The sequence below is a fragment of the Actinomarinicola tropica genome (genome assembly GCF_009650215.1).
In the GTDB taxonomy this organism is placed as follows: domain Bacteria; phylum Actinomycetota; class Acidimicrobiia; order Acidimicrobiales; family SKKL01; genus Actinomarinicola; species Actinomarinicola tropica.
The window spans coordinates 3608260-3621207 of sequence record NZ_CP045851.1; the positions used below are offsets into that span (position 1 = coordinate 3608260).

The window sequence follows — 12948 nt, forward strand, 5'->3', positions numbered from 1 at the left end:
TCGCGTTCTTGTCATAGGGGCCGGGCAGGATGGAGCCGCGGTTCGTGCCTCCCGCCAATGAGGTACCGCATCGAAGAGGCAGAGGGCCCCGTTCGGATCCTCACGCAGCTGAGAGGCTCGCCATGCCCAGGCATCTACGCCGATCACCACCTGCGTGGTCGCCAGGAGCTATCCCGGCGCTTCGCGGATGAGCGGGGTGTGAGGGTCCCTGACGCGTAGCAGGGGCCCTGCGAACTTGGCGATGTCTGACGTCGTCGAGTCCGAGGTGCCCCTGCTGTGTTCAACGCTACGCGCGCGTGCGAGCTTCTTGTCGGTCTTGGCGCTGTGAAGGTCCTCGAGGTGGTCGAGCCGCTGGTCGGCCGGCTCGAGATCACCGTCGAGTCGATCGTGGACGCGCCGGTCTGTCCGAACTGCGGGGAGCGGGCGTGGGTCAAGGACCGGCCGGTGGTCGAGCTGGTCGATCTCACCTGCTTCGGCCGCCCGGTGACGTTGCGGTGGCGCAAGCACCGGTTCTGCTGTCCGAGGCGGTGGTGCCGGCAGGGGTCGTGGACCCATGAGGACCCGCGGATCGCCGCGCCGCGGTTGTCGGTGACCGACCGGGCTGGGCGGTGGGCGACCCGCCAGGTCGGCCGCAACGGCCGGGCCGTGTCCGATGTCGCGGCTGAGCTCGGCGCGGACTGGCACGCGATCAACGACGCCGTGATCGCCTACGGGACCGCGCTGCTCGACGCCGACCAGACACGGGTCGGCGCGGTGGCGGCGCTCGGGGTCGATGAGGTGCTGTTCGCCCGGCTGGGTCGATGGCGGACCCAGGCGTGGTCGACCTCGATCACCGATGTCACCTCGGGCCAGCTGCTCGACGTGATCGAAGGGCGCTCCTCGGCGGGGCTGTGCGCGTGGTTGGCGGCCATGCCCGTCACATGGCGTGACGCGATCGCCTGGGCGGTGCTGGACCTGTCGGGGCCGTGGCGCCTCGCGTTCGACACGATGCTGCCCGACGCCGGCCAGGTCGCCGACCCGTTCCATCTCATCAAGCTCGCCAACCAGCGCCTCGACGAGGTCCGCCGCCGCGTCCAGCAGGACACCCTGGGGCATCGGGGCCGCAAGGACGACCCGCTCTACCGATCCAGGCGGCTGTTGACCCGAGCCGACGAACGCCTCGACGACAAGGGCAGAGAGAAGCTGTTGGGACTGCTCGACGCCGGTGACCCCCGAGGCGAGGTCCGCACCGCGTGGCACGCCAAGGAGACCGTGCGCGGCATCTACGACATCGACGACCCCACCGTCGCTGCCGAGTTCATCGATCGGCTCGGCCACGACCTCCAAGACGAGTCCTGCCCGCCCGAGGTCCGCCAGCTCGGCCGCACCATCACCAAGTGGCGCCACCAGATCGCCGCCTGGCACCGGGCTCGCGTGTCCAACGGGCCGACCGAGGCGATCAACAACCTCATCAAGAGGGTCAAGCGGGTGGCCTTCGGGTTCCGCCGCTTCGCCCACTACCGCGTCCGCGCCCTGCTCTACGCCGGCCGCCCCAACTGGGCGCTACTCGCCACCGTCACTCCCCGCTGAAACGCGAAGCGCCGCTATCCCGCGACGACCCTGCCCGATGGGGCAGGCTCATGGTCGTGGCGCGACCGAGCAGAAACGACATCCGAGAATCCGCCGAGCGTCTCGTTCACGAGTGGAGGGAGGAGACCTACGAACGTGGCGAAGCACAGACGTTCTGGACCGAGTTCCTTCTCGTCTTCGGTGTTCAACGCAGGCGCGTGAACGCTGCGTTCGAACGGCACACCCACCGCACCTCCACCGGCGGCCACGGGTTCATCGATCTTCTCTGGCCCGGCATGCTCCTGGCCGAGCACAAGTCCCGCGGAGCCAATCTCGACGACGCCATGAATCAGGCGCTCGACTATATCGACGGCCTGCCAGATGCAGACCTACCGAGGTTGGTCGTCGTGTCTGACTTCGCCCGCCTTCGCGTCCTCGACCTCGATGACCCGCAGCGGGACGAGTTCGAGTTTCCGCTCAGCGATTTCCCTCGGCAGGTTGACCGATTCGTGAGCCTCGCGGGCTACACGACGCGGCGCTTCGAGGACGAGGATGCCGTCAACATCGAAGCTGCGGAGCTCCTTGGCAAGGTCTATGACGAGATCACGGCGACTGGATACACCGGTCACGCGCTGCGCGTGTTCCTCGTTCGGCTGCTATTCCTGCTCTTCGGTGACGACAGCGGTCTCTGGTCTAGGAATCAGTTCGCGGATCTCATCGTCAACCGCACACGGGACGACGGTTCCGACCTAGGAATGTGGTTAGGTCGCCTGTTCACCGTGTTGGACACCGCCGAGGAGCGCCGGACGACAGCGCTCGACGAGGACCTCTCGGCCTTTCCGTACGTCAACGGTGGCCTATTCGAGGAGCGGATCGAGCCACCAGACACGACCCGCACGATGCGAGACCGACTCCGAGAAGCCTGCGGATTCAACTGGTCTCAGATCAGCCCGGCGATTTTCGGATCGATGTTCCAGTCGGTGATGGACGACGAGGCACGCAGGGCTATCGGTGCCCACTACACGTCTGAGCGCAACATCATGAAGGTGATCGGCCCACTGTTCCTTGACGAGCTTCGCTCGAGTCTCGACGCCTGCGGGACCTCGGCTCCGAAGCTACGGCGATTCCACGAGCGACTCGGGCAGCTCACCTTCTTCGACCCAGCATGCGGATGCGGCAACTTCCTCGTGATCGCGTATAGGGAGTTGAGGGCGTTGGAGCGAGAGACGCTTCAGCGCCTCCATCCCGAGAATGTCCAGATGACCACGCAGCTTGGATTCCTGCGGAGGGTCAACGTGGACCAGTTCTACGGGATCGAGATCGAGGAGTTTCCAGCGAAGATCGCTGAAACAGCGATGTACCTCATGGATCACCTGGAGAATGAGCGGCTCGGAGCGGCTTTCGGCGTGAACATCGTCGATCTTCCACTCACTGCAGCTGCAAACATCCATGTCGCCAATGCACTCCGGCTCGACTGGAACGAGGTTCTCTCCGCGAACGATTGTTCGTTCCTCTACGGAAACCCTCCGTTCGTCGGGAAGAAGGAACGTTCTGCCGATCAGAAGGCCGACATGGAGATCGTCTTTGGGCGAAGCTCCGGCATCGGCGTCTTGGACTACGTGTCGTGCTGGTACCGCAAGGCCGCCGATTACATGGCGAGTGGTCAGGTCGAGGCGGCGTTCGTGTCTACGAACTCCATCACCCACGGCGAGCAGCCGCCGGTTCTTTGGCCAGCTCTAGAGTGCCCAGACCTGCGGATCCGGTTCGCCCATCGAACGTTCAATTGGACAAGCGAAGCGCGTGGTGCCGCTCATGTCCACTGCGTGATCATCGGCTTCGGGATAGGTGACAGCGGGAGGCGACCCGTTCTGTACGACTACACGGACGTCAATGGTGACCCCGCTGAGGCCACGGCGGCGAACATCAACGCCTACCTAGCAGATGCACCGAATGTGCTGGTGGCAAAGCGCCGGCGCCCGCTCGTAGACGACGTGTTGCCCGCGCGCGAAGGAAACAAGCTTGGCGACTGGGGCTACCTGACCTTCTCGGCGGAGGAGGTCGACGACGTCCGCTCGGACCCGATCGCGTCCCGCTACCTACGTCCGCTCGTCGGCGCCGAAGAGATGATCAACGATGTCGAGCGATGGTGTCTCTGGCTTGAGGACGCTCCGCCAGAAGACATCCGACGATCGCCCGTCCTCGCACGGCAGCTCGAACTCGTGCGACGCAAGCGTGAGGCGAGCCACAAGACCTCGACGAGGGAGATGGCGAATCAACCGGGCCGCTTCTTGGAGCTCCGGCAGCCGGACAGTGAGTATCTCCTGCTTCCATGCGTGAGTTCATCGCGGCGCCGGTACATCCCGATGCGCTTCTACGGAGCAGAGGCGATCCTTCGGACGCCCAGCACAGCAGTTGTCAATGCCACCCTTGTGGAGTTCGGGCTCCTTCACTCCTCGATGTTCATGGCATGGGTTCGAGCTGTTTCAGGACGGCTCAAGAGCGACTATCAGGTCGCCGCTGGGACTGTCTACAACACCTTTCCGTTCCCATCGCTGACCGAGGCGCAGTGCGGTCGAGTGCGCGAGGCTGCCGAGGGCGTCAACGCTGCGAGAGCACTGTTCCCCACAACAACACTCGCGGACCTCTACGACCCCCTTTCGATGCCAAGCGCTCTCACGCGTGCGCACACGGCTCTTGACCGGGTCGTTGATGCGGCATTCGGGAAGCGTGCGACGCTGGTGAGCGATGCTGAACGGCTCCCTGTCCTGTTCGACCGCTACCAAGCGCTCACCTCCGCTGCAGAGCTGCCGGGCATCACCAGGTCGGCGAAGCGGCGTGGGCCGCGGCCGCGTGCCCGATGATCCACTCGGGCACGCGGCCGTCCCGCTTTTCCAGCCTGAACGCTGAGATCGGCGGGCGCTTTCGGCGTGCCACATTCGTGCCACAACGGGACGAGATCAGGTGGACAGGCTGGTACGTGGCGGTACCAGAAATACGCCTCTGACCTGGGCGATCTCACATCGATGCAGGTCATCGAAATCTGTCATATCGACTTCCCAAGCTGAGAATGCGGGTTCGATTCCCGTCATCCGCTCTCGCAGATCGGCCCAGGTCACACCCGATTTCCGGGGACCTGGGCCGGGTCGCGCTCGGGGCTCCGAGAGGCCGCGTGACCCTAGCGTGACCCTACGGATCGCCTGGTTCCTCCGTGGGCCCCGCTCCCCCGAGGCGCCCCGCTGTACCGTGAAAGGGCGAAGCGACGAAGGGACCTCCGTGCCCGAGCGACCCCGATCATCGAGCGACGTCCTTGCCGAGGCGATCGCCCGCGACCCCTATGGGAGTCCGGCGCAGACGGGCGACGCAGCACGCGTCGTGTACCTGGTGGTCGGTCTGATGAAGGGCATCGCCTCCCTTCCGCGGCACGTCGTCCGGCGGTGGCGCGCTCGCTCGACGTAGGGCGGCACCGTCCTGTGCGCAGCCAGCAGGCATCGCGAGCCGGCGGACAGCAGCGCCGGCGACGTGGGCAGCACGCAGCGTGGCTGCGGCATCGGCGGCGATCGTTCAAGCACGGCTCACACAGGCTCGTTCGGACGTTCCCGGGGTGCGCTTCCAACGGCACCTTGGGGGCGGGGAGAGCGGGCCGTCTATCCCCTTGATGATGTCGGCAGGGTGGCGTGGAAGCGGGCCACGAGGCCGCCGAGCGCGGGGGTCACGTCGACGTCGTGGAACCCGCTGTCGGTGAGTTGCCTGGCCAGGTCATTCCGGGTGAGGAGTCGGTGGGGTGATCGGTCGGCGAGGTGGAGGAGGCGTGCGCCTGGAGTTGCGATGAGGTCGTAGCCGACGACCCGACCGCCGGGGCGTATCACTCGGGCGAGTTCGCAGATCGCGAGTTCCCAGTTGATGACGTGGTGCAGCATGAGGAGGCTGACGGCAGCGTCGAAGTGGTCGTCGTCGAAGGGCAGCCGTGTGCTGTCGGCGTCGGCGACGATGGCTCGGGCTCCGTACCTGGCGAGCCGTGCTCGAGCAGCGGCGACCATCGTCGGGTCGAGGTCGGTGGCTGTGACCCTTGTCTCGGGTTGCGTCTCGGCGATCACCGCGGCGTTCGCTCCGGCCCCGGAGCCGATCTCGAGCACGTCGCCGGCGAGCTCCTCGCCCCGCAGCACCCATGGCACGACGATCCGTTCGGTGAAGGCGCGCCATGGTGCGCTGCGACAGAACGCCGCCTCGACCCTCGACATCACGGCATGCCTGACCTCCGCGTCTCGGGAACAAATCGGCAGCGGACGCTATCATCGGTGCTTACCGATGGGTAGGGTGGGTTCATGACGGTTGCTCAGAGATCCGATGTGGCGGTCGCGGCGCAGCTCTTCCGAGGGTTCGGGGACCCGACTCGGTTGGCGATCCTGACCGAGCTCCTTGCGGGTGAGCGCCGGGTCGTTGAGCTCGTCGAGGCCGTGGGCGGTTCGCAGTCGAACGTGTCGGGGCACCTCGCGTGCTTGAAGGAGTGCGGGCTCATCGCCGACCGCCCCGAAGGCCGGGCCGTGTACTACCGCCTCGCCACCTCAGCCGTCGTCGGCCTTCTGCGCCAGGCCGAAGAGCTCCTCGCCGATGTCGGCCAGCAGGTGGCGTTGTGCGACAACTACCGCACCGGAGACCACTGATGACCGCTGATCTTGCGGACGATCTCGCGCCCGGGGAGGTGCCCTCCGGCGCGGACGCGTTGCTGCCGGCGCTGTGGCGCTCTCGGGAGGTGCGGTGGTCGGCGACCAGTGGTCTGCTGATCGCTGCCGGCTACCTGGCCGGGCCGGTCGGCGCGCCGGGTTCGGTGTCGACGGTGCTGTTCATCGTCGCCGCGCTCGTCGGAGCCCGGTTCTTCGCGGCCGAGGCCATCGAGGAGCTGGTCACGGAGCGAGAGATCGGCATCGAGCTGCTGATGACCGTCGCCGCCGTCGTCGCCGGCGTGCTCGGCGCCTGGTCCGAAGCGGCGGCCCTTGCGTTCCTGTACTCGATCTCGGAGTCCCTCGAGGAGTTCACCGAGGACCGGACCCGCGACGCCATCGCCAAGCTGTTGGACCTCGCCCCCCGACGGGTGACCGTCGTCGACGCTGACGGCAACGAGCGCGACGTCGACGTGGATGAGGTCGCCCTCGGGGACCGGTTCCTCGTCCGACCGGGCCAGAACGTCGCCACCGACGGCGTCGTGGTCGAAGGCACATCTGCGCTCGACGAGGCCGCGGTGACGGGTGAGTCCATCCCTGTGGACAAGGCCGTCGGCGACAAGGTCTTCGCGGGGACCGCCAATGGCCACGGTGCGCTCGTGGTCGAGGCGACGGCCACGTCGGCGACGAACACGTTGGCTCGGGTGGTGGAGCTGGTCACCGAAGCCCAGGAGAGCAAGGGACAGGGTCAGCAGTTCATGGAGCGCTTCACCGCGGTGTACTCGCCCGCCGTACTGGCCGCCGGGGCGCTGATCCTGATCGCCGGCGGCGCCCTCACCGGTGACTGGGGTGACTGGGCGCTGCGAGCAGCGACCGTGCTGGTCGCTGCCGCACCCTGCGCCCTGGTCATCTCGATCCCGGTCACCTACGTGGCCGCCATGGGCCGCTCCAGCCGCTCCGGCGTGCTGATCAAGGGCGGCGTGTACCTCGAGGAGCTCGGCCGCCTGCGGGCCGTCGCCCTCGACAAGACCGGCACCCTCACCCGGGGCAGGCCCGAGCTGACCGAGCTGCACCCGACCAGCGCCCTCACCGACGACGAGTTGCTGGCCCTGGCCGCCGCAGCGGAGCGGCGTTCCGAGCATCCGATCGCCCGAGCCATCGTCGCCGCCGCCGACCAGCGCGACCTCACGGTGCCCGAACCGGACAGCTTCGCCGCCGCCGTCGGCGGCGGTGTCCACGCCAACGTCGGGGGCATCGACGTGACGATCGGCAGCCCCTCCTACCTCGCAGGCCAGGGCCACGACCTGAGCGGCGTCAGCGACCTCATCGAACGGCTCGAAGCGGCCGGCAACACCACTGTCGTGCTCGCCGGACCCGACGGACCGCTCGGGGTGCTCGCTGTTGCCGACACCCTCCGGCCCCAGGCCACCGAGGCCATCGCCGAGCTCCGCCGCCTCGGGATCGAGCACATCGTCATGCTCACCGGCGACAACCCCCGCACCGCCGCCGCGATCGCCGCCCAGGCCGGCATCGACGACATCGGCGCCGGTCTCAGCCCGGAGGACAAGGCCGCACGCATCCGAGACCTGGTCGAGCGCTACGACCACGTCGCCATGCTCGGCGACGGCATCAACGACGCCCCACCCCTGGCCGCCGCCTCCGTGGGGGTCGCCATGGGAACGGCCGGCAGCGACATCGCCCTCGAGACCGCAGACGTCGCCCTCATGGCCGACGACCTCGCCAAGCTCACCACCGCGATCCGCACCGGCAGACGCACCCGTCGCATCGTCACCCAGAACCTCGCCCTGTCCCTGGTGATCCTCGCAGTCCTGGTCCCCACCGCGCTGTTCGGGATCATCGCCCTGCCCGTCGCTGTCCTCGCCCACGAGCTGTCCGAACTTGCCGTCATCCTCAACGGCACCCGCATGGCCCGATGAGCTCGGTGCACCGCCAACTCGTCGTCGTCGCTGCCGCCACCGTCGCCATCGATCTGGCAACGAAGGCTGCGGCGGTGCGCTGGCTGACCGAGCCCGTCGACCTCGGCGTCATCACCGTGCGGGCGACCGAGAACTCCGGAGTGGCATTCGGCTTCGGCGCCGACCAGCCCTTTGCCGTCGTAGCAGCGCTCACCGGCCTGGTCGTCGCGGCGGTCGCGGTCGGCGCTTGGCGCGGCGGCCTCGGCGGACCGGTCGGCGACGGCCTGCTCGTCGGCGGCGGCACCGCCAACCTCGCCGACCGACTCGTCGGCGGCAGCGTCGTCGACCTCTTCGACGTCGGCTGGTGGCCCGTCTTCAACCTCGCCGACGTCGCCCTGACCGCCGGCGTCGCCGTCACCCTGGTCACCACCCTCCGAGAGCAGCCGACAGTCACGGTTCAGCCGGTGGAGGAGGCAGATCATGCCTGAGCAGTCGACCGTGCTCCTGCTGGCTCTCCTACCGGGCGCCGGCGTGGCCGCCGGTGGCCTCGTCGCTGAGCTCGCACCGGACTCGAAGAAGTGGCTGAACTGGTCGTTGCACGCCGCCGCCGGGATCGTCATCGCCATCGCGGCCATCGAGGTGTTCCCCGAAGCGCTCGACAGCGTGTCTCGCTGGACCGTCGGCATCGCGTTCGCGATCGGCGGGCTCGGCTACCTGGGCGCGGGGATGTTGGTCGAGAAGTGCGCCGAAGGGTCCGGTCGGATGTGGATGATCTTCCTCGCCGTCGCCACCGACCTGTTCGGCGACGGCCTTCTCATCGGAGCCGGCACCGCCGTGTCCGCCGACCTCGGCATCACCCTCGCCATCGGCCAGATCATGGCCAACATCCCCGAAGGCTTTGCATCCCTGTCCACCTTCCGAGCCAACGACACGCCTCGGCCCACCCGCCTCTGGCTCACCGCGGCGTTCCTCGTCCCCGCGATCGCTGCCGCAGTGCTCGGCTTCCTCGTCCTGCGCACCCGCCCCGAAGCGTGGCAATACAGCGCCCTCACCGCCGCAGCCGGGCTGTACACCGTCGCCGCGTTCGAGGACATCATCCACGAGGCCCACGCAACGACGTCGGACAACCGCCGCTCGACGCTCGCGCTGATCGCCGGGTTCACGCTGTTCGTGTTCACGTCCGCGCTGCTCGGTGACTGACCCGACGGTGAGCAATCGAAACCGTCCTCGGGTTGCTGGCCAACCATGTGGCCAACGGCATGCCACCGATCGATCGACAAATGGCCAGGAGCCGCTGCGGTGACCGACGGGGATGCTGGCGAGCTGCTGGAGTCGGCAAGAGGTGAAGGCTCGTCGGGTGGACCGACGCAGCGGACCGTCATGTTCCTCGATCTCTGCCGGTTCACATCGCTGAACGACGCCCACGGCGACACCACGGCGATAGAGGTGATCGACCGGTTCAGCGATGCAGTCCACGCATCGCTCATAGATCGAGGTCGAGTGGTGAAGACGCTTGGCGACGGCGTGCTCCTTGAGCTCATCAGCCCGGGCGCTGCGATCGCCGTCGCGGACGAGGTCACCCGAGCCTTGCACGCCGCCGTCGACATGCCGGAGCTGGCAGGTGGCATCTCGACCGGCCCGGTCATCGAACGAGACGGCGACGTACTGGGAGCGACCGTGAACCTCGCCTCGCGCCTCGCCGGCCTGGCGCCCGCCGGTGAACTCCGGGTGACCGGACCGGCAGCCCACGCCGCCGCCGACGGAGGCTGGCAGGTGGAACCGCTCGGGCCAGTTCCTGTTCGCGGGTTCCACGACCTACTCGACCTGTTCGCCGTCGTGCTGTGCCCGACAGACCACTGCGTCGTGGACCCGGTGTGCGGGATGCGGATCAGCCCGGGTGCCACGACACCAACGGTCCCACGGGATGGCAAAGCGCCGTCGTTTTGCTCTCCCGGCTGTGCCGATCGCTTCCTCGAAGCGCCCGAGCAGTACCTGCACGAGGAGGCCCAGCCGTGAGGAACCGCGGTTGGAACGGGTGATCGTCAGCTGCCATGACGGGTCCAACGTCCCTTGTGGATGGTGCCGAACGGGAGGACCGTGAAGCCATGGCAGACCTCGACACGGAAGCCCCCAAAGGCCAGCCTGACGCCGTTCCGAGCGCGACACCCTCGAGATGGACCGCAGGTCGACGGACCGTGCTAGCGGTCGGGACTGCCGCGCGGCGGGGTGACATCTGATCTGTGGTGCCGAGAGGTGCTGCTGGAAGGATGTTCACCATGCCCAAGCCCTATCCCGTGAGTTCCGCGAGGACGTGATCCGGGTCGCCCGCAACCGCGAGCCCGGCGTGTTGCTCAAGGACATCGCGGCCGACTTCGGGATCTCGGAGTCGTGCCTGACGAACTGGCTGCGCGCCGCCGACGTGGAGGACGGGATCCGCCCCGGGACGACGGCGGCGGAGAACGAGGACCTCAAGGCTGCCCGGCGTCGGATCCGGCTGCTCGAGCAGGAGAACGAGGTGCTGCGCCGCGCGGCGGCGTATCTGTCCCAGGCGAACCTGCCGGGGAAATGATGTTCCCGCTCGTCCGTGACCTTGCCGCCGACGGGGTTCCCGTCACGGTGACGTGTCGGGTCCTCAAGTTGTGCCGCGCCCAGTACTACCGGTGGCGCGACGAGCCGATCACCCCCGGTGAGCTCGACGAGGCCTACCTCGCAAACGCCATCTTCGACGCCCATCGCGACGACCCCGAGTTCGGTTACCGGTTCCTCGCCGACGAGGTCCGCGCCCAAGGCTTTGAGGTGTCGGATCGGGTGGTGTGGCGGATCTGTCGCGACATGGGCTGGTGGTCCTGCTTCGGCAAGCCCCGCCGCCGCAAGGGATCGCGGCCCGGCACCCCCGCCCACGACGACCTCGTCCTCCGCCGGTTCTCGGCCAGCGCCCCGAACCAGCTGTGGGTCGCCGACATCACCGAGCACCCCACCGCCGAGGGCAAGCTCTACTGCTGCGCGATCAAGGACCTCTACTCCAACCGGATCGTCGGCTGGTCCCTCGACTCGAGGATGAAGGCCCGACTCGTGGTCGCCGCCATCGAGATGGCCGTCGCCCGCCGCGACGCCGACGTCGCCGGCTGCGTGTTCCACAGCGATCGAGGCAGCCAGTTCCGCGCCCGGAAGGTGCAACGCGCACTCACCCGCCACGGCCTCGTCGGCTCCATGGGCCAAGTCGGCGCCGCCGGCGACAACGCCGCCATGGAGTCGTTCTTCGCTCTCCTGCAACGCAACGTCCTCGACCGACAGAGATGGGCCACCCGCGACCAGCTCCGCATCGCCATCGTCACCTGGATCGAACGGACCTACCACCGCCGGCGCCGCCAAGCCGCCCTCGGCCGATTGACCCCCATCGAGTACGAAACGATCATCACCCCACAGACGGCAACCGCCGCCTGACCCCACCTGTCACCTCAACGCGCGGCAGTCCCACCTGTGGCACATCTGATCGGGAAAATCGGTGGTCAACACCTCGTCGTTCGGCTCGAACACCACACCGATGGGGCCGATGCCACGCGACGCGCGTCCGTCTCGGTGGCCCAGCGAGCACTGGACGTCGTGAGTGTCATGAGCGCCGAACATGCCGCGCTGGCGTCGTTGTCCGGCGCGGCAGAGCACATCACGTGGTGGACTTCAAAGGATCGCGGTCGTGTCATGCGCTACACGTGCCATTCATACCTTCCCAGCGAACTGATCACTGAGCCGCTCCGCGAACGAACCAGGGCGATAGCGGCGAGCATCCCGCCGGATCGCTTGCCTTCGCCTCCACTCCCACCCGATTGGCATCCGAGCTTCCGGCACTTTCGCGCTGCCCAGCTCGACGACGATCTCACGAGCGCCTTCCGCCACATGTACTTGGCGGTCGAGTCGATCCTGGGGACTGTTGCGGTGAAGCAGGCGTCAGAAACAGAGAGCGACTGGCTGAGGCGCTCCGCTCGTCTAGTCCTCGACACTCCAGAGGTCGAACGTCGACTGGAGAAGCGCTTCCGACCGTTGACGGCTCACGGCCGGTTCATGCAGATCTACCGTCTCCGCCTAGAGACCTTCCACAGCAAGGACCCGAGCCACCTGCCCTTCTTCGAGGACGAGGCCACACATCGCGACCTCCAGCAAGCGTTCGTCGATCTGTCCGACCTCTACCTGACGATCAGCGCCATCCACCTTGACCTGGACCGCCGCGCTGGTACCACCCTCTTCCAATCGGGGTTCGACCTGATGACCCGCCACCTGCTTGGAGTCGCGACGATCTACGTGTCGGACGACGACACGCCACCTGAGCGGCGGGTTGACGACAAGGAGATCAACCCGCGCGGTGCCGCCAACTACGCAATGCATACGCGCAACGCCCGAAAACTCGAGGGACCCTTCGAGAGGGTGTTCATCGGCAAGTCGGCACCATCGGGACCCGGCCATCCGAACCCGGTGCACGGGTGGACCCTTGCGATCGGTGACCTCCCGATCCACGGCGGCACGTTCGAAGGAGCCCTGGATCTCGACGACATCGACTGCCTCGAGATCGTCATCAGCCACGCATACCGCCGTGACGATCTTCGCACCTCGTTCACAAGTTGAGGCCACCGACGCATCTCCGTGACAGGCGGCGTGACCCTAGCGTGACCCTACGGAGCGACATCCGGCGTGACTCGCCGACACGGGACGACACGAGACGGACACTCTGACCTGGACTTTCGCGAGAAGCGGCTGGTCAGCCGGCCCCCTCCGGTGAGCTTCCCAAGCTGAGAATGCGGGTTCGATTCCCGTCATCCGCTCTCGCAGATCGG

10 protein-coding genes are annotated in these 12948 nt (G+C 67.4%); 9 read left to right on the plus strand and 1 reads right to left on the minus strand.

The features are described 5' to 3' along the window. The first annotated feature begins 324 nt into the window (after nt 1–324). Together GH723_RS17785 and GH723_RS17790 are read left to right on the plus strand one after the other, a co-directional pair. A complete protein-coding gene (locus GH723_RS17785; protein WP_195210338.1) occupies nt 325–1569 on the plus strand; it encodes an ISL3 family transposase in 1245 nt (414 codons plus the stop codon). Between the two features lie 56 nt (nt 1570–1625). Next, a complete protein-coding gene (locus tag GH723_RS17790; protein ID WP_229022917.1) occupies nt 1626–4409 on the plus strand; it encodes a DNA methyltransferase in 2784 nt (927 codons plus the stop codon). A gap of 783 nt (nt 4410–5192) precedes the next feature. Here GH723_RS17790 and GH723_RS17795 read toward each other — a convergent pair. Beyond that, entirely contained in the window at nt 5193–5786 is a 594-nt protein-coding gene (locus GH723_RS17795; protein WP_153760901.1) for a class I SAM-dependent methyltransferase, read from the minus strand. Between the two features lie 84 nt (nt 5787–5870). On the opposite strand from GH723_RS17795, the gene GH723_RS17800 reads away from it, so the two are divergent. The 7 genes from GH723_RS17800 to GH723_RS17830 all read left to right on the plus strand — a co-directional run bounded on the left by GH723_RS17800 (nt 5871) and on the right by GH723_RS17830 (nt 12739). Then, nucleotides 5871–6209, plus strand: a complete 339-nt coding sequence (locus GH723_RS17800) for an ArsR/SmtB family transcription factor (protein ID WP_153760902.1) — start codon at nt 5871–5873, stop codon at nt 6207–6209. After that, nucleotides 6209–8143, plus strand: a complete 1935-nt coding sequence (locus tag GH723_RS17805) for a heavy metal translocating P-type ATPase (RefSeq protein ID WP_153760903.1) — start codon at nt 6209–6211, stop codon at nt 8141–8143. The genes GH723_RS17800 and GH723_RS17805 overlap by 1 nt, the downstream gene beginning before the upstream one ends. After that, nucleotides 8140–8610, plus strand: coding sequence for a signal peptidase II (locus tag GH723_RS17810; RefSeq protein ID WP_153760904.1), 471 nt, complete (start codon nt 8140–8142; stop codon nt 8608–8610). The genes GH723_RS17805 and GH723_RS17810 overlap by 4 nt, the downstream gene beginning before the upstream one ends. Then, a complete protein-coding gene (locus GH723_RS17815; protein ID WP_153760905.1) occupies nt 8603–9322 on the plus strand; it encodes a ZIP family metal transporter in 720 nt (239 codons plus the stop codon). The genes GH723_RS17810 and GH723_RS17815 overlap by 8 nt, the downstream gene beginning before the upstream one ends. Before the next feature lie 99 nt (nt 9323–9421). After that, nucleotides 9422–10138, plus strand: a complete 717-nt coding sequence (locus GH723_RS17820; protein WP_195210409.1) for a YHS domain-containing protein — start codon at nt 9422–9424, stop codon at nt 10136–10138. Between the two features lie 220 nt (nt 10139–10358). Continuing rightward, nucleotides 10359–11566, plus strand: a protein-coding gene (locus GH723_RS17825; protein WP_153760907.1) for an IS3 family transposase whose coding sequence is annotated in 2 segments (ribosomal slippage) — nt 10359–10682 and nt 10685–11566 — 1206 coding nt in all. Because the reading frame shifts where the segments join, the coding sequence is not laid out codon by codon here. 36 nt (nt 11567–11602) lie between these two features. Next, nucleotides 11603–12739 carry a hypothetical protein gene (locus GH723_RS17830; protein ID WP_153760908.1) on the plus strand — a complete coding sequence of 379 codons (1137 nt, stop codon included), beginning with the start codon at nt 11603–11605 and terminating at the stop codon, nt 12737–12739. Nucleotides 12740–12948 lie beyond the last annotated feature (209 nt).